The sequence below is a fragment of the Hathewaya massiliensis genome (genome assembly GCF_902143515.1).
GTDB lineage: Bacteria > Bacillota > Clostridia > Clostridiales > Clostridiaceae > Hathewaya > Hathewaya massiliensis.
Window position 1 is genome coordinate 715,540 of the sequence record NZ_CABFVD010000001.1, and the last position, 20,590, is coordinate 736,129.

Sequence of the window (20,590 nt, forward strand, 5' to 3'; positions counted from 1 at the left end):
GCTTTATATTAATTTAATTAAATTCCTTCGAAGAATTCAATTGTCTTACTATCAGCTGTAAGTTTAACTATTGCTTTCTTGTAGTCAGGTTTCTTACCTTGGTGAACTCCAACTCTTTTGTTCTTTCCAATGTATCTAATTGTTTTAACATCTTCAACCTTAACTTCGAAAACTTCTTCTACAGCTCTTTTTATTTGTGATTTGTTAGCGTGTATGTCAACTATGAAGGTGTATTTTTTCTCCGCCATTGCTGCCATACTTTTTTCTGTTATAATTGGCTTTCTTATAATATCATGGCTTACTAACTTCATTATGCATACACCTCCTCAATTTTATTAATGGCTTCTTTAGTTACCATTACTTTTTCGTACTTTAATAGGTCATATACGTTTATATTATTTATTGGTAGTACTTCTACCCCTTGAATGTTTCTTGCTGATTTGAATACATTAACATTGTTTGTTTCAGTTAATATTAATGTCTTTTTAGCTTCAAAAGCACTTAACATTTTAACCATTTCTTTTGTCTTAGGTGCTTCTAATTCTAAGCTTTCTAAAACAATAAGGTTATTATCTAAAACCTTAGAAGATAAAGCAGATTTCATTGCTAATCTCTTAACCTTCTTTGGAACAGCCATTCTATAATCTCTTGGCTTTGGAGCAAATACTACTCCTCCATGAATCCATTGTGGAGCTCTTATAGAACCTTGTCTTGCTCTACCTGTTCCCTTTTGTCTCCATGGCTTTATTCCTCCACCACGAACTTCTGATCTAGTTTTCGCTGATTGAGTTCCTTGTCTCTTGTTTGCAAGTTGAGCAACAACTACTTGATGCATAACTTCTTCATTTACTTTAATACCGAACACATTGTCATTTAACTGCATTTCCCCAACTTTTTGGGCTTCTCTATTATAAACAGCTACTGTTGGCATACAACCTCCTCCTTTCTCCAAAAATCTTATTTAACTGTATTTCTTACTATTATGTATCCCTTTTTAGGTCCTGGAACTGCACCTTTAACAAGGATAATATTCTTTTCTGCAATAACCTTTGCCACTTCTAGGTTTAAAACAGTTGTTTTAACATGACCCATGTGACCAGGCATTTTTCTGTTTTTAAATGTTCTTGATGGATCAGATGATGCTCCTTGAGATCCTGGAGCTCTATGGAATTTAGAACCGTGGCTCTTTGGTCCAATGTGAGCATGCCATCTCTTTACTGCTCCTTGGAAACCTTTACCTTTAGAAACTCCTGTAACATCTATTTTTTCGCCTGCTGCGAATATGTCTGCTTTTATTTCAGTTCCAACTTCATAAGTACTTGTATCTTCTAATCTGAATTCTTTTACGAATCTCTTAGGGGATACTCCTGCTTTTTTAAACTGACCTAACATTGGTTTATTGAATAAAGATTCTCTCTTATCATCAAATCCAACTTTTATTGATTCATATCCATCTTTTTCTACTGTTTTCTTTTGAATAACAGCACATGGACCTGCTTCTATAACAGTAACTGGTACAACTTTACCATTTTCATCAAATATTTGAGTCATACCTAATTTTCTACCTAATATTGCTTTTTTCATTTAAAGCACCTCCTATTAATATTAGCGGATCACCTAGTGATCATAATATTACAAAGTAACCCTTGTAAATTAAAGTTTTATTTCGATATCTACCCCTGCTGGTAAATCAATTCTCATTAGAGCATCAACTGTCTTTTGAGAAGGATTAATTATGTCTAATAATCTCTTATGAGTTCTTATCTCAAATTGCTCTCTAGAATCTTTATACTTATGAGGAGCTCTTAATATTGTAACAACGTCTTTTTCAGTTGGCAATGGCACTGGACCTGCCACTGTTGCTCCAGTATTTTTTGCTGTTTCAACAATCTTTTCAGCAGATTGATCTAAAAGATTGTGTTCATATGCTTTTAATCTTATTCTTATTTTTTGAGTTGCCACTGGACTTCCCTCCTTTTCTAAGATCATGATATTTTATCAACAAAGCAGTTATAAACTGCTCCGGGTGTTGCATATTATAAAATACGAAAGTAAACAAGAAAATCATTTACCCTCAGAGTTTATTAATAAATTAATGTTACAAATATGTTAAGTTCACAATACAACTTCTATAGTATACAATATTTCTTTACTTTTGACAAGTATTTTTTACGGAATTTTATTTTAAAGAAAAAAATTTGTTTTGAATTCATAGACTAATTTCATTTGGCTATTTTTTATGTTTTTAATAAGATTTTTGAGATTACTAAGGGAGGATTTCTCCTCCCTCTAAACTTTAATGTTGGCCAACATTATCTAAATAATCCCTTAGGTTAATTGATCAAAGTAATTATTCTACTATAGTAGTAACAACTCCTGATCCTACTGTTCTTCCGCCTTCTCTTATAGCGAATCTTAATCCTTCTTCCATTGCTACTTTGTTGATTAATTCAACATTCATATCAATGTGATCTCCAGGCATTACCATTTCTACTCCATCTGGTAATTGGATTGATCCTGTAACGTCTGTTGTTCTGAAGTAGAATTGTGGTCTGTATCCGTTGAAGAATGGTGTATGTCTTCCGCCTTCTTCTTTCTTTAATACGTATACTTGACCTACGAATTTTTTGTGAGGTTTTACTGATCCTGATTTTGCAAGTACCTGACCTCTTTCAACATCTGCTCTTTGTACTCCTCTTAGTAATGCTCCGATATTATCTCCAGCCATTGCTTGATCTAATAACTTTCTGAACATTTCTACTCCTGTACATACTACTTTTCTTGACTCATCGCTTAATCCTACGATTTCGATTTCGTCTCCTACTTTAAGTATTCCTCTTTCTACTCTTCCTGTTACAACTGTTCCTCTTCCTGTGATTGTGAATACATCTTCTATTGGCATTAAGAAGTCTTTTTCTGTATCTCTCTCAGGTGTTGGGATGTATGCATCTATTGCATCCATTAAGTCTAGTATTGGTTTTGTCTTTTCTGGAGTTTCTAAGTTGTTGATTGCTTCTAATGCTGATCCTGTTACGATTGGTGCTCCATCTCCATCAAATCCATACTCGCTTAATAATTCTCTGATTTCCATTTCTACTAATTCTAGTAATTCTGGATCATCTACCATATCTGCTTTGTTTAAGAATACTACTATGTGTTGTACTCCTACTCTTGATGCTAGTAGTATATGTTCTCTTGTTTGTGGCATTGGACCATCTGCTGCTGATACAACTAAGATAGCTCCATCCATTTGTGCTGCACCTGTGATCATGTTCTTTACATAGTCAGCGTGTCCTGGGCAGTCTACGTGTGCATAGTGTCTGTTATCTGTTTCGTATTCTACGTGTGATGTATTGATTGTGATTCCTCTTTCTTTTTCCTCTGGAGCCTTATCAATTTCATCATATTTTGATGCTTGCGCATATCCTTTTTGTGCAAGTACTAGTGTAATTGCTGCTGTTAATGTTGTCTTACCATGGTCTACGTGTCCTATTGTTCCTATATTTACGTGTGGCTTCTTTCTTTCAAATTTAGCTTTTGACATTGTTTTTTCCTCCTTTATAATAACAACTTTATAATGGATTTTATTTTATATCGCTTTTATATAGTTAAATAATTTAATCATTTAAAATTATTTTTCTTTGCTTCCTGCGATTTGTTCCATTATGCTCTTTGGAACTGGTTCGTAAGCTGCAAATTCCATACTGTAGTTTCCTCTACCTTGAGTTCTTGATCTTAATGTTGTTGCATAACCAAACATCTCTGATAGTGGAACCATTGCTTTTATTACTTGAGCACCTGCTTGAGCTTCCATACCCTCAATTCTTCCTCTTCTTGAGTTTACGTCACCCATTACATCACCCATGTACTCTTCTGGAACTACAACTTCTACTTTCATTATTGGCTCAAGTAGAACTGGATTTGCCTTAGACATAGCATTCTTAAATGCCATAGATCCTGCAATCTTGAAGGCCATTTCTGATGAGTCAACATCGTGGTAAGATCCATCAACAACTCTAACTTTGAAGTTTAGTGTTGGGTATCCAGCTATTACACCACTTTGTGATGCTTCTTCAATACCATTTTGGATTGCTGGTATGTATTCTTTTGGAATAACACCACCAACTATACCATTTTCAAATTGGAATTCACCTTCATGTGGAGTCATTTCAATCCAACAATGACCATATTGTCCACGTCCACCTGATTGTCTTACAAACTTACCTTCTGCCTTAACAGCAGTAGTAATAGTTTCTTTATAAGCAACTTGTGGCTTACCAACGTTACACTCTACTTTAAACTCTCTTTGTAGTCTGTCAACGATAATTTCAAGGTGAAGCTCACCCATACCTTCTATAATTGTTTGACCAGTTTCTTGGTTTGTAAATGTTCTAAATGTTGGATCCTCTTCTGCTAATTTTGCAAGAGCGATACCCATTTTTTCTGAACCAGCTTTTGTCTTTGGCTCTATAGCAATAGAAATAACTGGCTCTGGGAATTGCATGCTTTCTAATATTACTGGATCATCTTCTGAACATAAAGTATCACCTGTAGTTGTGTTCTTTAGTCCTATGATAGCTCCTAATTCTCCAGCACGTAACTCTTCAACTTCTTCTCTGTGGTTAGAGTGCATTTTAACTAATCTACCAATTCTCTCTTTTTTGCCCTTAGTAGAGTTGTATACATAAGTACCACTAGTCATTATACCAGAATAAATTCTTGTAAACGCTAATCTACCAACGAAAGGATCTGTAGCAATCTTAAATGCTAATGCTGATAATGGTTCATTATCATCTGCATGTCTTGCTATTTCTTCACCATCCATAGTAGTTCCCATTATTGCAGGGATATCAATTGGTGATGGTAGGAATTCAACTGCTGCATCAATCATCATTTGAACCCCTTTATTTCTATATGAAGAACCACATATAACAGGTACTATTTCATTGTTACATACACCTTTTCTTAAAGCTTTCTTTAACTCTTCAAGAGTTAATTCTTCACCTTCAAGGTATTTCATCATTAATTCTTCATCTAACTCAGCAATTGCTTCTATCATTGAAGCTCTATATTCTTCTGCCATTTCCATCATATCTGCTGGAACGTCAGTTTCTTCAAACTCTTTTCCTAATTCATCTTTGTATACTTCAGCTTTCATTGTTAATAAATCAATGATACCTACAAAGTTATCTTCTTTACCTATTGGTAATTGTATTGGCACTGCATTAGCATGAAGTCTTTCTCTCATCATTCTAACTGCTCTAAAGAAGTCTGCTCCAAGTATATCCATTTTATTTACATATGCTATTCTTGGAACCTTATACTTGTCTGCCTGTCTCCATACTGTCTCAGATTGAGGTTCAACCCCACCTTTTGCACAAAATACACCTACTGCACCATCAAGAACTCTTAGAGATCTTTCAACTTCAACCGTAAAATCTACGTGACCAGGTGTGTCTATTATATTTATAACATGACCTTTCCACATACAAGTTGTAGCAGCAGAAGTGATTGTTATACCTCTTTCTTGCTCTTGAGCCATCCAGTCCATTGTTGCTGCACCTTCATGTGTCTCACCTAATTTGTGTGTTTTTCCTGTATAGAATAATATACGTTCTGTAGTTGTTGTTTTACCAGCATCAATGTGAGCCATAATACCTATATTACGGAATTTTTCTAAAGGATATTGTCTATTCAACGTGCTTCCTCCTCTCAAACTGTTCATTTTAAAATTTTATAAAACTGTTTTGGAGTCCAAAACAGTTTTATTACTATTAATATCTATAATGTGCAAATGCCTTATTAGCTTCTGCCATCTTATGAGTGTCTTCTCTCTTTTTAACTGCAGCTCCTGTATTGTTTGAAGCATCAATTAATTCAGCAGCTAGCTTTTCACTCATGCCTCTTTCGCCTCTTTTTCTTGTTGCAATTAAAAGCCATCTTATTCCTAATGTCTGTCTTCTCTCTGGTCTTACTTCCATCGGAACTTGATATGTAGCTCCACCAATTCTTCTTGCTTTTACTTCTAGTAAAGGCATTATATTATTCATTGCTTCTTCAAAAACCTCTAGTGCATCTTTCCCAGTTTTCTCAGCAATTATACCAAATGCATCATAGCATATTTTTTGAGCTGTACCTTTTTTCCCATCATACATTACTGAGTTTATTAATTTTGATACAACCTTACTATTGTACATTGGATCTGCTAATACGTCTCTTTTTTGAACCGTTCCTTTTCTTGGCATTTTACTTCCCTCCTTAAACATTTTCAATTTAGATCATAGGTACTCGATACTTAAAATATCGTCTTGCGTATGTAAAGAAGTTCTCTACTAAACCTAATCAGACATTTTAAATATTAAGACATGAGTTAAGTTTAAACAAACGTGAAGCCACAGCATTACTAGTTTACGAAACTATTTTTTCTTAGGTCTTTTTGTTCCGTATTTTGATCTAGATTGCATTCTTTCATTAACACCAGCAGAGTCAAGAGCTCCTCTTACTATGTGGTATCTAACACCAGGAAGGTCTTTTACTCTTCCTCCCCTGATTAGTACAACACTATGCTCTTGTAAGTTATGTCCTTCACCTGGGATATAAGCTGATACTTCATATCCATTTGTAAGTCTTACTCTAGCAACTTTTCTTAAAGCTGAGTTAGGCTTCTTAGGTGTAGTAGTTTTAACTACAGTACATACTCCTCTTTTTTGTGGGCATTTTTTTAATGCTGGTGAGTCTGATTTATCTAATCCAGTTGATCTGCCTTTTCTTACTAATTGATTAATTGTTGGCATACACGCACCTCCTCAATTTACATAAATTATAACACTGTGCTTTTGTATTAATAAAATTTCTAAAACTTTAATACTTTGAATCTAGTATTACTAGTAGCATTATTAAATGTTTTCTTCTAGTATTAAAGCTGCTGCAGCTCCTACATCTATATTAAACATTTCTCCCAGTTCTTTCATGGTATCAATATAAATAATATCTAGCTTCTTATGTTCTGCTAATTCTATAAGTGATTTAAGCACCTTTTCATCAGCATCTTTTGCAATATGAAGCTGGACATTATTAGTATTTTGTAGGTTTTTTAAAGTCTTTACAGACTGTTTAACCCCTATAATCCACTTTGAGTTTTTCATTAACATAACTATTCCTCCTGGATTAATTATGCTTAAATTTTATATTACACATTGTTGTAGATTTTAAAAATATAGTCTACAACAATGTGTATTTTATCATTTTAATATGTTCATGTCAATAAATTATTATTTATTGATTTTGAATTTGTTCTTCTGAAACTGTATCTTCAGTACTTATTTTTAGTGTTCTATATCTTGTCATTCCAGTTCCAGCTGGTATAAGTTTACCTAGGATAACATTTTCTTTTAATCCTACTAGCGGATCTATTTTTCCTTTAATAGCTGCATCTGTAAGCACCCTTGTTGTTTCTTGGAATGATGCTGCTGATAAGAATGAGTCTGTTGCAAGAGCAGCCTTTGTTATTCCTAGTAATGTTATTTTTCCTTCTGCTAGTTCTCCACCATTTGCTAAGACTTTCCTGTTTTCTTCTTGGAAATCTAATATGTCAATTAGTGTTCCTGGCAATAATGAAGTATCTCCTGATTCTTCTACTTTTACTTTTCTAGTCATTTGTCTTACAACAACCTCTAAGTGCTTATCGTTAATATCAACACCTTGTAGTCTATAAACTTTTTGAACTTCTGATAGCAAATAGTTTTTAACGCCCTCTACTCCTTTAATTCTTAAAATATCGTGAGGGTTTACTGAACCTTGAGTTATCTCATCTCCAGCTTCTACCTTGCTTCCATTAGTTACTTTTAGTCTTGATCCAAATGGTATATCATAACTATGTTCTTCTCCATCATTTGTAGTTATAACTACAACTCTCTTCTTCTTAGTCTCCTCTATTCTTGCAGTACCAGAAGCTTCACTTACTATTGCAAGTCCTTTAGGTTTTCTAGCTTCAAATAATTCTTCAACCCTTGGAAGACCTTGAGTAATATCAGCACCAGCAACCCCTCCAGTGTGGAAAGTTCTCATTGTAAGCTGTGTTCCTGGCTCACCGATTGATTGAGCTGCTATTATACCAACTGATTCTCCTATATTAATCTTTTCACTTGTAGCCATGTTCATTCCATAACATTTAGAACATACACCAAATTTTGATTTACAAGTAAATACTGATCTAATCACAACTGTTTTTACTCCAGCTTCCTCTACCTTTGATGCTAACTCTAAATTCATATACTCATCTTCTTTTACTATTACTTCACCAGTTTCAGGATTAACAATTTCTTGTGCTGAATATCTACCAGTTAATCTTTCTGTTAGGCTTTCAATTAGTTCGTTTCCTTCTCTAATCTCTGTAACAGTAAATCCATCTGTAGTTCCACAATCTTCTTCTCTTATAATAACATCTTGGCTTACGTCAACAAGTCTTCTTGTTAAGTAACCAGAGTCTGCTGTTTTAAGAGCTGTATCAGCATTACCTTTTCTAGCTCCGTGGGTGGATATGAAGTACTCAAGTACATTAAGTCCCTCTCTGAAAGATGCTCTAATTGGAAGTTCTATGATTTTTCCTGATGGGTTAGCCATAAGTCCTCTCATACCAGCAAGCTGTTTTATCTGACTCTTAGATCCTCTAGCACCTGAATCTGCCATCATATATATTGGGTTAAACTTATCAAAACTATCCATCAATGCATTAGCTACATCTTCAGTGGTTTTGGTCCATTTATCTATTACTTTTTCATATCTCTCATCCTCAGATATAAAACCTCTTCTATACATCTTTTCAATTTTTTCAACAGTAGCATCTGCTTCTGCTAGCAATGTTTTTTTTGCTTCTGGAACTATCATATCTGAAACAGATATAGTTATAGCACCTATTGTTGAATAATGATAGCCTGTAGCTTTAATTCTATCTAGCATAACTGAGGTTACTGTTGGACCATATTTTAAGTAACACTTATCTATGATTTTACCTAAGTTCTTCTTACTTACTAAGAAATTAATCTCTAATTGAAACATGTTTTCTGGTTTACTTCTATCCATAAACCCTAAATCTTGTGGTATAGATTCATTAAATAATAATTTACCAGTAGTGGTCTGAATTATTCCTCTAACTATCTTTCCATCTATCTCTTTAGTCACTCTTACTTTAATTTTAGCATGTATATCAATATCTCCACATTGATATGCCATATAAACTTCTTCAGGTGATGAGAATGTTCTTCCCTCGCCTTTTGCCCCTTCTCTTTCCATTGTCAAATAATAAGATCCAAGTACCATATCCTGAGTTGGCACACATACTGGCTTACCATCTGATGGTTTTAATATGTTGTGTGCTGCAAGCATTAAGAATCTGGCTTCTGCTTGAGCTTCTACAGATAACGGAACGTGAACCGCCATTTGGTCTCCATCAAAGTCTGCGTTATATGCTGTACATACTAGTGGGTGAAGTTTTATAGCTCTTCCCTCTACTAAAATTGGTTGGAATGCTTGAATTCCAAGTCTGTGTAGAGTAGGGGCACGGTTAAGCATAACAGGATGATCTTTTATTACCTCTTCTAAGATATCCCATACCTGCGGCATAACTCTTTCAACCATTCTTTTTGCACTTTTTATGTTATGTGCAACTCCCTTTTCTACAAGATTTTTCATAACAAAAGGTTTAAATAATTCTAAAGCCATTTCCTTTGGAAGTCCACATTGATACATCTTTAGTTCCGGTCCTACAACTATAACTGAACGTCCTGAGTAGTCTACACGTTTTCCAAGTAAGTTTTGTCTAAATCTTCCTTGCTTTCCTTTAAGCATATCTGATAAAGACTTCAAAGGTCTATTACCTGGTCCAGTTACTGGTCTTCCTCTTCTACCATTATCTATAAGTGCATCCACTGCCTCTTGAAGCATTCTCTTTTCATTTCTAACAATGATATCTGGTGCACCTAAGGATAAAAGTTTCTTAAGTCTATTGTTTCTATTTATAACTCTTCTATAAAGATCATTTAAGTCTGAAGTTGCAAATCTTCCTCCGTCTAATTGCACCATCGGTCTTAAGTCTGGTGGTATAACTGGAATAACGTCTATAATCATCCATTCAGGCTTATTTGTAGACTTTCTAAAAGACTCTACAACTTCTAATCTTCTAATGGTTCTAACTCTTTTTTGTCCTGTATTGGTTTTTAATTCTTCTTTTAATTCTAAGGCAAGTGACTCAAGATCTATTTGAGCTAATAGTACCTTTACAGCCTCTGCTCCAATGGCTGCTTCAAAGCTATCATATCCAAACTTATCAACAGCTTCTCTATATTCTTTTTCACTAAGTAATTGTTTCCTTATTAAAGGTGTTTCCTTTGGATCAATTACTACATAAGATGCAAAGTATAATACTTTTTCTAGAGATCTTGGAGACATATCTAGTATTAATCCCATTCTTGAAGGTATGCCTTTAAAGTACCAGATATGAGAAACTGGAGCGGCTAACTCTATATGCCCCATTCTCTCACGTCTAACTTTAGATTTTGTGACTTCAACACCACATCTATCACAAACAATGCCTTTATATCTCACTCTCTTATACTTTCCACAGTGACATTCCCAATCTTTAATAGGTCCAAATATCTTTTCACAGAAAAGACCATCTTTTTCAGGTTTTAAGGTTCTATAGTTTATTGTTTCAGGTTTTTTAACTTCACCTCTAGACCACTCTCTTATTTGTTCTGGTGAAGCCAATCCTATTTGAATAGCATCAAAATTATTTAATTCAAACAAGGGTACATCCTCCCTTCAGACTAGTGTTCATCATTTATATCATTTAATTCTAGTTCGCTATCAATTTCATCAAAAGACAAATCATCATCTTCTTCAAATTCTTCTGGCTCTAAATTTTCTTCTATGATTTCCTCCACTGGAGGTATATAAGCAGAATCTTCATTTCCTTCAATGTTTACTTCGCTTACTTCTGAATATTCTGTGTCATCATCTGCAAAATCCTTAATTTTAATCTCACTATATTCATCATCTAAAACTTTAACATTTAAACATAGTGCTTGAAGTTCTTTTATAAGAACTTTAAATGATTCTGGAACTCCTGGTTCTGGTATGTTTTCACCTTTTACTATAGATTCATATGTCTTAACTCTACCTACAACGTCATCTGATTTTACTGTTAAGATTTCTTGTAGGGTATATGCAGCACCATATGCTTCTAGGGCCCAAACTTCCATCTCACCAAATCTTTGGCCTCCAAATTGTGCTTTACCTCCAAGAGGCTGCTGAGTTACTAATGAATAAGGGCCTGTAGATCTTGCGTGGATCTTGTCATCAACCAAGTGGTGAAGTTTTAAGATATACATTACACCTACAGTTACTCTATTATCAAAAGCTTCTCCTGTTCTTCCATCATATAATACAGTCTTTCCATCTTCGTTATAACCTGCTTTTACAAGATGTTCTGCTATATCATCCTCTGAAGCACCATCGAATACTGGCGTTGCAATGTGCCATCCTAGCTTTTGAGCTGCCCACCCAAGGTGAACTTCTAATACCTGACCAATGTTCATACGTGAAGGAACTCCAAGAGGGTTCAAGCATATTTGAACTGGTCTTCCATCTGGTAAGAAAGGCATATCTTCTACTGGTAACACTCTTGAAATAACACCTTTGTTACCATGTCTTCCTGCCATTTTATCTCCTACAGATATTTTTCTTTTTTCTGCTATATAACATCTTACAAGTTTATTTACTCCTGGAGGAAGTTCATCTCCATTTTCTCTTGTGAACACTTTTACGTCTACTATTATACCTGTTGCTCCATGAGGAACTCTTAATGAAGTGTCCCTAACTTCTCTTGCCTTCTCTCCAAATATAGCTCTTAATAATCTTTCTTCTGCTGTAAGTTCTGTTTCTCCCTTAGGAGTTACTTTACCAACTAAAATATCGCCAGCTCTAACTTCAGCACCTATTCTGATTATGCCTCTTTCATCTAAATCTTTTAAAGCATCATCACCAACATTAGGAATATCACGAGTAATCTCTTCAGGTCCTAACTTAGTATCCCTTGCCTCTGCTTCATATTCTTCAATATGAATAGATGTAAATATGTCATCTCTTACTAACTCTTCAGATACCAACATAGCATCTTCGTAGTTATATCCTTCCCAAGTTATAAACCCAATTATAATATTTTTACCTAATGCTATTTCACCAAGATCAGTAGAAGGTCCATCAGCTATTACGTCTCCTGCCTTTAAAACATCACCTTTACTTACTATAGGTCTTTGATTTATACAAGTACCTTGGTTTGATCTTTTAAATTTAAGCAGTTTATATGTATCTAAACCACCATCTGAATCTCTTCTAAGCCTTACCTCATTAGCACTTACAAACTCCACTACCCCTGCATTTCTAGCTTTAGGTAGTACTCCTGAATCTACAGCTGCTTTATTTTCTATGCCTGTTCCCACTATTGGAGCACTTGGTTTAAGTAGTGGTACTGCCTGACGTTGCATGTTAGATCCCATTAGGGCACGGCTGGCGTCATCATTTTCAAGGAATGGTATCATAGCTGTTGCAACAGATACAATCTGTCTTGGTGAAACGTCCATTAAGTCTACTTCTTCTCTAGGTACTATTAATACTTCCTCTTTATCTCTAACCGCTACTTTTTTGTCTACAAAATACCCTTCATCATCTAAAATTTCATTAGCTTTAGCAACTAAATATCCATCTTCTTCATCTGCAGTAAAGTAGGTTATTTTATCAGTAACCCTACCCTCTTTAACAACTCTATATGCTGTCTCAATGAAACCATACTCATTAACTTTAGCATAACTAGCTAGAGAGTTTATAAGACCGATGTTTGGTCCTTCAGGAGTTTCTATAGGACACATTCTTCCATAATGTGAATGGTGAACGTCTCTAACTTCAAATCCTGCCCTTTCTCTTGATAAACCTCCAGGTCCTAGTGCTGATAATCTTCTCTTATGAGTTAATTCTGATAATGGGTTAGTCTGATCCATGAATTGGGATAACTGTGAACTACCAAAGAATTCTTTGATAGAAGCAGTAACTGGTCTTATATTTATTAGTGCTTGTGGTGTGATTCCTTCTTGATCTTGAATAGTCATTCTTTCTTTTACTACTCTTTCCATTCTTGAAAGACCAATTCTAAATTGGTTTTGTAGTAATTCACCAACAGATCTAAGCCTTCTATTGCCTAAGTGGTCTATATCATCTATTTCCCCAATACCATATGCTAAACCTAACTCATAACTTATAGTTGCTAACATATCATCTTTTACAATATGTTTTGGTATTAACTTACTTATATTTTTCTTTATTTCTTCTTTAATTAACTCTTCTTCAGTGTAATTATCCAATATATTTTTAAGTGTTGGATAATGAACCATTTCTCTAATATTTAAATCTGAAATATCAAATGTTACATGACTCTTTATATCTACAAAGTTATTTCCAATAACCCTTATATTCTTATCTTCAACTCTAATTTCAACTTTATTTATACCTAGGTTTTGTATTTTTAGAGCCATTTCTCTTGAAATTTTTTGCTCTTCTTCTACTAGGATTTCTCCTGTTAGTGGATCAACAATATTTTCTCCTGCAATGTTATTAGCTATTCTTTGACTTATAGATAGTTTTTTGTTGAATTTATACCTACCTACCCTAGATAAATCATATCTTTTTGGATCAAAAAATAGAACATCGATAAGAGACCTAGCACTATCAACTGTTGGCGGTTCGCCTGGTCTTAATCTTTTATATATTTCTAGTAAAGCTTCTTCTTCACTCTTTGTATTATCTTTTTCAATTGTAGCTCTTAATCTTTCTTCTTCTCCAAAAAAATCAACAAGCTCATTATCACTACCATATCCCATAGCTCTAGCTAAAATGGTTACAGGTAGTTTTCTAGTTTTGTCTATTCTAACATAAACTATGCTGTTTGAATCTGTTTCATATTCAAGCCATGCACCTCTATTAGGTATTACCGTGGAGGAAAATAGCTTTTTACCAGTCTTATCAACTGTATAGTTATAATATGCCCCTGGTGACCTAACCAATTGGCTTACTATAACTCTTTCTGCACCGTTAATTATAAAAGTACCTTGCTCCGTCATTAATGGGAAATCTCCCATGAAAACTTCTTGTTCTTTAATTTCACCTGTTTCATTATTACGAAGTCTTACTTTTACCTTTAATGGTGCTGCGTAATTTGAGTCTCTCTCTTTACATTCTTCTACTAAGTACTTTATGTTTTCTTCTTCTAAAGAGTAATCCACAAATTCCAAGACTAAGTTTCCTGTATAGTCTTGAATTGGATTGATGTCATCAAATACTTCTTTTAATCCTTCCTCTAAAAACCATTTGTAAGAATTAAGTTGAACTTCTATTAAGTTAGGTATGTCAGTAACTTCATTAACCTTTGAGAAGCTCATTCTGGTTCTTTTACCAACTTGGACAGGATGTACCATGGGCTTTCACTCCTTGTTTAAAGTAAAATAGGCAAAAATCTTTAATTTATTTTTATACTTTTTAAAAAATATAATTGTTATCTTCTTTATTATATCCAAAATAATGTAATAAATTCAAATACATATTACTTCGCCCTATTTAAGCATATTTTACATAACTTTTCGTATCTCTTTAATAAATCAATGCAATTATTTATTTTACCATGGCGAATTAATTTTGTCAATCAAGAAATCTTAGAAAAAGGGCACTTTATACAAAGTGCCCTTTTGGCTATTTATTATTTTAATTCTATAGTAGCTCCAACTTCTTCTAATTGAGCTTTCATTTTTTCAGCTTCTTCTTTAGCTATGCCTTCTTTTAATGTCTTTGGCGCGCCATCAACGATGTCTTTAGCTTCTTTTAAGCCTAAACCAGTTATTTCTCTAACAACTTTTATAACCTTAATTTTTTGTGAACCTGCATTAGCTAATACTACTTCGAATTCTGATTTTTCTTCTGCTGCTCCTGCTGCTGCTCCTGCTCCACCTGCAACTGCAACTGGTGCTGCTGCGCTTACTCCAAATTCCTCTTCGCAAGCTTTTACTAACTCATTTAATTCCATAACAGTCATTTCTTTTATAGCTTGAATCATTTCTTCTCTTGTCATTATAGAACACCTCCAAAATTTCTAAAACTATTCAGCTGATTCGCTTTCTTTTTTATCTTTTATAGCATTTATTAAGTACGCAAAATTTGATACTGGAGCCTTTAAGCTGCCAAGAAGTTTTGCAAGTAAAACTTCTCTTGAAGGAATTGTAGCAAGTTCTTTGATCTTATTATTATCATAGAATTCACCTTGAACAATACCTGCTTTTAACTCTAATTTCTTATGACTTTTAGCAAAGTCATTTAAAATTCTTGCTGGTGCTGTTGGATCATCATAGCTTATAGCCATAGATACAGGACCTGATAACTGTTCGTTTAAGCTATCAATTCCTAATTCTTTTAAAGCTAATATGCTTAAAGTATTTTTGTATACTTTATATTCAACACCTGCTTCTCTTAATTTCTTTCTTAGCTCAGTGTCTTCTTCAACATTTAATCCTTGATAATCTGCAAGGATGATTGCTTGAGCTTTTTCTAGCTTTTCTTTTATTTCTTGAACCTTTGCTTCTTTTAATTGTCTGTTTTTGCTTAACACTGTGTGCCACCTCCTCACAGTTTAACTTATATAAAAATTAAAGCCTCTCCGTAGACACACGAAGAGACTATATATTTAAAATATATAAATCTTCCTAGGTAGGAGAATTTCTTCATTACGCTTACGCACCCACTGTCTACGGAATAACTTTTATTCACTTTTATAACGTGTTAATTATATCAGTTTCAACTGATTATGTCAATAAAATTATTCAAGAACTTTTACTGGATTAACCTTTACTCCAGGACCCATTGTGCTTGAAAGTGTTACTGACTTAACATATTGTCCTTTTGCAGCTGATGGTTTAGCTTTTATAATAGCTTCCATTAATGCTTTAAAGTTATCTTGTAACTTTTCAGTTCCAAAAGATTTTTTTCCTATTGGAACGTGAATTATAGCAGTTTTGTCAACTCTATATTCAACTTTACCAGCTTTAATCTCTGATATAGCTCTTTGTACATCAAATGTAACTGTTCCTGATTTTGGGTTTGGCATTAAACCTTTAGGTCCAAGAACCCTACCAATTCTTCCAACTAGTCCCATCATATCTGGTGTAGCAACAGCTACATCAAAATCAAACCAGTTTTCTTTTTGTATTTTTTCAACTAATTCTTCTGCACCTACATAGTCAGCTCCTGCTGCTTCTGCCTCTTTTGCCTTTTCACCTTTAGCAAAAACTAAAACTTTAATAGTTTTTCCTGTTCCATGAGGAAGTACAACTGCTCCTCTAACCTGTTGATCAGCATGTCTTGGGTCAACACCAAGTCTTACTGCAAGCTCGATTGTTTCATCAAACTTAGCCTTTGAAGTTTTTAGAGATAAATCTAAAGCTTCTAATGGTGTATATAAAGTTTTTGCATCGATTAACTTTGCACTTTCTATGTAATTCTTACCTCTTTTTGGCATACTATATCCTCCTTTGTGGTATTAACGGTTTAAAAAACCTCCCACTTTTTTCAAATTATTCGCGAATAAACTTTTGACTTTATTCAACTACTTCTACGCCCATGCTTCTTGCAGTTCCAGCTACCATTTTCATAGCAGTTTCAACTGATGCAGCATTTAAATCTGGCATTTTAACTTCAGCAATTTCTCTTACTTGAGCCATTGTAATTTTCGCTACTTTTGTTTTGTTTGGTTCTGCTGAACCACTTTCTATTTTAGCTGCCTTCTTTATTAAAACTGCAGCTGGTGGAGTTTTTAATATAAAGCTAAATGATCTATCTTGATATACTGTTATAATAACTGGTATGATCATTCCAGCTTGATTAGCAGTTTTTGCATTAAACTCCTTTGTGAAAGCCATAATGTTAACACCGTGTTGTCCTAAAGCTGGACCAACTGGTGGTGCTGGTGTAGCCTTTCCAGCAGGAAGTTGAAGTTTTATCATTCCTGTAACTTTTTTTGCCATGAGTTTGCACCTCCTGAATTGTGGTAATGCGGATATTAATCCTCCCACTTATTTAAGACATAAGTCTTACATAAGCACCTTACTCTAAATTTTTTATTTGATTAAATTCAAGTTCAACAGGGGTTTCCCTGCCAAACATATTAACTAATCCTTTGATTGTTTGTTTTTCTAAGTTTATTTCTTGAATAACAGCCATATGATTCTCTAATGGACCATATGTAATTTGAACATTATCCCCTACTTCGAAATCAACTTGAACAGCCTTTTCAACTATTCCCATAGAGTTAACTTCTTCATCAGTAAGAGGAACTGGTTTATTTGGTTCAGGTCCAACAAAGCCTGTTACCCCTCTAGTATTTCGTACAACATACCAAGATTCTTCATTCATAATCATTTTAACCATGACGTATCCTGGAAAAACTTTCTTTAGAGTATTCTTTTTCTTTCCATCTTTTATTTCAACTTGTTCTTCCATTGGAACTTGGATATCATATATATACTTTTGTAAGTTTCTATTTTCAACTACTTTTTCTATATTAGTTTTTACCTTATTTTCATAACCAGAGTATGTATGAACTACATACCATTTTACATTTTCTTCATTCATATCATAAGGGACTTTTATATTTATATTAGATAAATGTCCCTACCTCCTTTGAATATCTAATACCATTATTTAAATACTATTTTAAATACATTTATAAATATGGCATCTAATGCGCCTACAAGTATCATGTATAAAATACAAAAACTAACAACTGCCGCTGTAGCCTTTTTTACTTCTTTCTTTGGGGCCCATGTTATCCTTTTAAATTCTGCCTTTAGCCCTCTAAAAAAATTTATGATACCCTTGCTATTAGAGGATTTTTCAATTTTATTATTCTCATTTTTAGACATACTTATTCACATCCCCAAACATATTCAAAGAAAGTTATAATTATTTAGTTTCTTTGTGTGTTGTATGCTTTTGACAGAATTTGCAGTACTTGTTTATTTCTATTCTATCAGGGTTATTTTTTTTATTTTTCATTGAGTTGTAATTTCTTTGTTTACACTCTGAACATGCTAATGTTACTTTTACTCTCATTTGCGGCACCTCCTACCCTTAAACAAAGTGTGTTCTTTTAGGTTACTTAAATAATTTATCATAACTTAACTCACATGTCAATAAAGTATAACACTATGATATTTGTTAACAATGATTTTTTAGTTTATTGTAACTTTCAAGAGGACTGGTTTAATGTACCAGCCCCTTAAAAGATGACTAACAACTTTAATTGATCAAAGTAATTATTCTACTATAGTAGTAACAACTCCTGATCCTACTGTTCTTCCGCCTTCTCTTATAGCGAATCTTAATCCTTCTTCCATTGCTACTTTGTTGATTAACTCAACGTTCATATCAATGTGGTCTCCAGGCATTACCATTTCTACTCCATCTGGTAATTGGATTGATCCTGTAACGTCTGTTGTTCTGAAGTAGAATTGTGGTCTGTATCCGTTGAAGAATGGTGTATGTCTTCCGCCTTCTTCTTTCTTTAATACGTATACTTGACCTACGAATTTTCTGTGAGGTTTTACTGATCCTGATTTTGCAAGTACCTGACCTCTTTCAACATCTGCTCTTTGTACTCCTCTTAGTAATGCTCCGATATTATCTCCAGCCATTGCTTGATCTAATAACTTTCTGAACATTTCTACTCCTGTACATACTACTTTTCTTGACTCATCGCTTAATCCTACGATTTCGATTTCGTCTCCTACTTTAAGTATTCCTCTTTCTACTCTTCCTGTTACAACTGTTCCTCTTCCTGTGATTGTGAATACATCTTCTATTGGCATTAAGAAGTCTTTTTCTGTATCTCTCTCAGGTGTTGGGATGTATGCATCTATTGCATCCATTAAGTCTAGTATTGGTTTTGTCTTTTCTGGAGTTTCTAAGTTGTTGATTGCTTCTAATGCTGATCCTGTTACGATTGGTGCTCCATCTCCATCAAATCCATACTCGCTTAATAATTCTCTGATTTCCATTTCTACTAATTCTAGTAATTCTGGATCATCTACCATATCTGCTTTGTTTAAGAATACTACTATGTGTTGTACTCCTACTCTTGATGCTAATAGTATATGCTCTCTTGTTTGTGGCATTGGACCATCTGCTGCTGATACAACTAAGATAGCTCCATCCATTTGTGCTGCACCTGTGATCATGTTCTTTACATAGTCAGCGTGTCCTGGGCAGTCTACGTGTGCATAGTGTCTGTTATCTGTTTCGTACTCTACGTGTGATGTATTGATTGTGATTCCTCTTTCTTTTTCTTCTGGAGCCTTATCAATTTCATCATATTTTGATGCTTGCGCATACCCTTTTTGTGCAAGTACTAGTGTAATTGCTGCTGTTAATGTTGTCTTACCATGGTCTACGTGTCCTATTGTTCCTATATTTACGTGCGGCTTCTTTCTTTCAAATTTAGCTTTTGACATTGTTTTTTTCCTCCTTTATATGAATACCTAATTATTTATTTCTTTTAAATAAACTCATCCTGGTGTGTTGTATGTAAAAAACAAAGCACTTGGAGCCCACGATCGGGATTGAACCGACGACCTCCACCTTACCAAGGTGACGCTCTACCGACTGAGCTACATGGGCTTATATTATAAACATACATAATAACATACCTAATAGAATTTCAAAATTTAGCTAATTTTTTAAAATCCACATAGATAAGTTAAATTATATCACAACTAGTTATTTATTTTACTCTCTTTGTTTTCTATTGTCAATAATGAGTTTACTTTTTAAACAAAGATTTTTCTAATTTTCTTTTAACTCTTTGAAGTGCATTGTCAATAGACTTAGCATGCCTATCTAAATCACAGGCTATTTCCTGATATGATTTGCCGTCTAAATAAGAGCTTAAAACTTCAAGTTCTAATTCTGATAACACTTCACTTATTTCCTTCTCTATAGCATTAACTTCTTCTCTGCTTATTACAAGGTCTTCTGGATTTGTCACCTTTAAACTTGATAAAACATCAATTAAAGTTCTGTCTGACTCCTCATCATATATTGGCTTATTTAAAGAAACATATGTATTAAGTGGTATATGTTTTTGTCTAGTTGCAGTCTTAATAGCTGTTATTATTTGTCTTGTTATACACAATTCAGCAAAAGCTTTAAAAGAAGATAACTTATCAGGTTTAAAGTCTCTTATGGCTTTATATAACCCTATCATCCCTTCTTGGTAGATATCTTCCTTATCTGCACCTATTAAAAAATATGACTTAGACTTTGCCTTAACAAAGTTCTCATACTTGCTAATCAAATATTCCTGTGCTTCTATATCCCCTTTTTTAGCTTCTATAACCACTTCTTCATCTAACATGCTTTCAAATTTTTTTTCATCTATGCCCTTCTCTGAAAAAGTAAAAGTTTTCTCCACACTTATCCCTCCAGCACCAACATACACATTCAC

At 33.9% G+C, this 20,590-nt stretch carries 20 protein-coding genes, 1 tRNA gene and 1 other annotated feature; all 21 genes read right to left on the minus strand.

Annotated elements, in window-relative coordinates; translation table 11 throughout:
• Positions 1 to 17 precede the first annotated feature (17 nt).
• The 21 genes from rplW to sigH all read right to left on the minus strand — a co-directional run bounded on the left by rplW (position 18) and on the right by sigH (position 20,524).
• Complete coding sequence (gene rplW / locus FNZ64_RS03315) at positions 18 to 311, minus strand: 50S ribosomal protein L23 (protein WP_142413450.1); 294 nt, start codon at positions 309 to 311, stop codon at positions 18 to 20.
• A complete protein-coding gene (rplD, locus tag FNZ64_RS03320; protein ID WP_142413451.1) occupies positions 311 to 931 on the minus strand; it encodes a 50S ribosomal protein L4 in 621 nt (206 codons plus the stop codon). The genes rplW and rplD overlap by 1 nt, the downstream gene beginning before the upstream one ends.
• Before the next feature lie 26 nt (positions 932 to 957).
• Positions 958 to 1,584: a 50S ribosomal protein L3 gene (gene rplC / locus FNZ64_RS03325; RefSeq protein WP_142413452.1), complete on the minus strand. Its 627-nt coding sequence runs from the start codon at positions 1,582 to 1,584 to the stop codon at positions 958 to 960.
• Positions 1,585 to 1,653: 69 nt separating this feature from the next.
• Entirely contained in the window at positions 1,654 to 1,962 is a 309-nt protein-coding gene (gene rpsJ, locus FNZ64_RS03330; protein WP_142413453.1) for a 30S ribosomal protein S10, read from the minus strand.
• Between the two features lie 388 nt (positions 1,963 to 2,350).
• Positions 2,351 to 3,544 carry an elongation factor Tu gene (gene tuf / locus FNZ64_RS03335; protein ID WP_142413454.1) on the minus strand — a complete coding sequence of 398 codons (1,194 nt, stop codon included), beginning with the start codon at positions 3,542 to 3,544 and terminating at the stop codon, positions 2,351 to 2,353.
• Between the two features lie 87 nt (positions 3,545 to 3,631).
• The gene (gene fusA / locus FNZ64_RS03340) at positions 3,632 to 5,698 is read right to left on the minus strand and encodes an elongation factor G (protein ID WP_142413455.1); all 2,067 of its coding nucleotides are present in this window, start codon (positions 5,696 to 5,698) and stop codon (positions 3,632 to 3,634) included.
• A gap of 76 nt (positions 5,699 to 5,774) precedes the next feature.
• Positions 5,775 to 6,245 (minus strand): 30S ribosomal protein S7, encoded by a 471-nt coding sequence (gene rpsG, locus FNZ64_RS03345; protein WP_142413456.1) that lies wholly within the window; start codon positions 6,243 to 6,245, stop codon positions 5,775 to 5,777.
• 171 nt (positions 6,246 to 6,416) lie between these two features.
• Complete coding sequence (gene rpsL / locus FNZ64_RS03350) at positions 6,417 to 6,794, minus strand: 30S ribosomal protein S12 (protein ID WP_142413457.1); 378 nt, start codon at positions 6,792 to 6,794, stop codon at positions 6,417 to 6,419.
• Positions 6,795 to 6,896: 102 nt separating this feature from the next.
• On the minus strand, positions 6,897 to 7,151 hold the full coding sequence (locus FNZ64_RS03355) for a ribosomal L7Ae/L30e/S12e/Gadd45 family protein (protein WP_142413458.1): 255 nt from the start codon (positions 7,149 to 7,151) through the stop codon (positions 6,897 to 6,899).
• Positions 7,152 to 7,275: 124 nt separating this feature from the next.
• Positions 7,276 to 10,803 (minus strand): DNA-directed RNA polymerase subunit beta', encoded by a 3,528-nt coding sequence (gene rpoC, locus FNZ64_RS03360; RefSeq protein WP_142413459.1) that lies wholly within the window; start codon positions 10,801 to 10,803, stop codon positions 7,276 to 7,278.
• A 20-nt stretch (positions 10,804 to 10,823) separates the two neighbouring features.
• On the minus strand, positions 10,824 to 14,522 hold the full coding sequence (gene rpoB / locus FNZ64_RS03365; protein WP_142413460.1) for a DNA-directed RNA polymerase subunit beta: 3,699 nt from the start codon (positions 14,520 to 14,522) through the stop codon (positions 10,824 to 10,826).
• A gap of 278 nt (positions 14,523 to 14,800) precedes the next feature.
• A complete protein-coding gene (gene rplL / locus FNZ64_RS03370; RefSeq protein ID WP_142413461.1) occupies positions 14,801 to 15,169 on the minus strand; it encodes a 50S ribosomal protein L7/L12 in 369 nt (122 codons plus the stop codon).
• Between the two features lie 27 nt (positions 15,170 to 15,196).
• The gene (gene rplJ / locus FNZ64_RS03375; protein WP_142413462.1) at positions 15,197 to 15,703 is read right to left on the minus strand and encodes a 50S ribosomal protein L10; all 507 of its coding nucleotides are present in this window, start codon (positions 15,701 to 15,703) and stop codon (positions 15,197 to 15,199) included.
• A gap of 27 nt (positions 15,704 to 15,730) precedes the next feature.
• Positions 15,731 to 15,863: a sequence feature (ribosomal protein L10 leader region), on the minus strand.
• A gap of 47 nt (positions 15,864 to 15,910) precedes the next feature.
• Entirely contained in the window at positions 15,911 to 16,609 is a 699-nt protein-coding gene (rplA, locus tag FNZ64_RS03380) for a 50S ribosomal protein L1 (RefSeq protein WP_142413463.1), read from the minus strand.
• A 79-nt stretch (positions 16,610 to 16,688) separates the two neighbouring features.
• On the minus strand, positions 16,689 to 17,114 hold the full coding sequence (rplK, locus tag FNZ64_RS03385; RefSeq protein WP_142413464.1) for a 50S ribosomal protein L11: 426 nt from the start codon (positions 17,112 to 17,114) through the stop codon (positions 16,689 to 16,691).
• Between the two features lie 79 nt (positions 17,115 to 17,193).
• Complete coding sequence (nusG, locus tag FNZ64_RS03390) at positions 17,194 to 17,721, minus strand: transcription termination/antitermination protein NusG (protein WP_142413465.1); 528 nt, start codon at positions 17,719 to 17,721, stop codon at positions 17,194 to 17,196.
• A gap of 65 nt (positions 17,722 to 17,786) precedes the next feature.
• Positions 17,787 to 18,011: a preprotein translocase subunit SecE gene (gene secE / locus FNZ64_RS03395; protein ID WP_142413466.1), complete on the minus strand. Its 225-nt coding sequence runs from the start codon at positions 18,009 to 18,011 to the stop codon at positions 17,787 to 17,789.
• 40 nt (positions 18,012 to 18,051) lie between these two features.
• Positions 18,052 to 18,201 carry a 50S ribosomal protein L33 gene (gene rpmG / locus FNZ64_RS03400; protein ID WP_142413467.1) on the minus strand — a complete coding sequence of 50 codons (150 nt, stop codon included), beginning with the start codon at positions 18,199 to 18,201 and terminating at the stop codon, positions 18,052 to 18,054.
• A 203-nt stretch (positions 18,202 to 18,404) separates the two neighbouring features.
• Positions 18,405 to 19,598, minus strand: a complete 1,194-nt coding sequence (tuf, locus tag FNZ64_RS03405; protein WP_142413468.1) for an elongation factor Tu — start codon at positions 19,596 to 19,598, stop codon at positions 18,405 to 18,407.
• 90 nt (positions 19,599 to 19,688) lie between these two features.
• Positions 19,689 to 19,764 (minus strand) — tRNA-Thr (locus tag FNZ64_RS03410).
• A gap of 142 nt (positions 19,765 to 19,906) precedes the next feature.
• The gene (sigH, locus tag FNZ64_RS03415) at positions 19,907 to 20,524 is read right to left on the minus strand and encodes an RNA polymerase sporulation sigma factor SigH (protein WP_423244931.1); all 618 of its coding nucleotides are present in this window, start codon (positions 20,522 to 20,524) and stop codon (positions 19,907 to 19,909) included.
• Positions 20,525 to 20,590 lie beyond the last annotated feature (66 nt).

Bases quoted from the DNA above. Each gene is read 5' to 3' on its own strand.
- rpsG (WP_142413456.1), bottom strand. From the start codon at position 6,245: ATGCCAAGAAAAGGAACGGTTCAAAAAAGAGACGTATTAGCAGATCCA.
- tuf (WP_142413468.1), bottom strand. From the start codon at position 19,598: ATGTCAAAAGCTAAATTTGAAAGAAAGAAGCCGCACGTAAATATAGGA.
- FNZ64_RS03355 (WP_142413458.1), bottom strand. From the start codon at position 7,151: ATGTTAATGAAAAACTCAAAGTGGATTATAGGGGTTAAACAGTCTGTA.
- rpoB (WP_142413460.1), bottom strand. From the start codon at position 14,522: ATGGTACATCCTGTCCAAGTTGGTAAAAGAACCAGAATGAGCTTCTCA.
- rpsL (WP_142413457.1), bottom strand. From the start codon at position 6,794: ATGCCAACAATTAATCAATTAGTAAGAAAAGGCAGATCAACTGGATTA.
- rplW (WP_142413450.1), bottom strand. From the start codon at position 311: ATGAAGTTAGTAAGCCATGATATTATAAGAAAGCCAATTATAACAGAA.
- rplA (WP_142413463.1), bottom strand. From the start codon at position 16,609: ATGCCAAAAAGAGGTAAGAATTACATAGAAAGTGCAAAGTTAATCGAT.
- rplC (WP_142413452.1), bottom strand. From the start codon at position 1,584: ATGAAAAAAGCAATATTAGGTAGAAAATTAGGTATGACTCAAATATTT.
- nusG (WP_142413465.1), bottom strand. From the start codon at position 17,721: ATGAATGAAGAAAATGTAAAATGGTATGTAGTTCATACATACTCTGGT.
- secE (WP_142413466.1), bottom strand. From the start codon at position 18,011: ATGTCTAAAAATGAGAATAATAAAATTGAAAAATCCTCTAATAGCAAG.
- rpmG (WP_142413467.1), bottom strand. From the start codon at position 18,201: ATGAGAGTAAAAGTAACATTAGCATGTTCAGAGTGTAAACAAAGAAAT.
- tuf (WP_142413454.1), bottom strand. From the start codon at position 3,544: ATGTCAAAAGCTAAATTTGAAAGAAAGAAGCCACACGTAAATATAGGA.
- rplK (WP_142413464.1), bottom strand. From the start codon at position 17,114: ATGGCAAAAAAAGTTACAGGAATGATAAAACTTCAACTTCCTGCTGGA.
- rplL (WP_142413461.1), bottom strand. From the start codon at position 15,169: ATGACAAGAGAAGAAATGATTCAAGCTATAAAAGAAATGACTGTTATG.
- rplD (WP_142413451.1), bottom strand. From the start codon at position 931: ATGCCAACAGTAGCTGTTTATAATAGAGAAGCCCAAAAAGTTGGGGAA.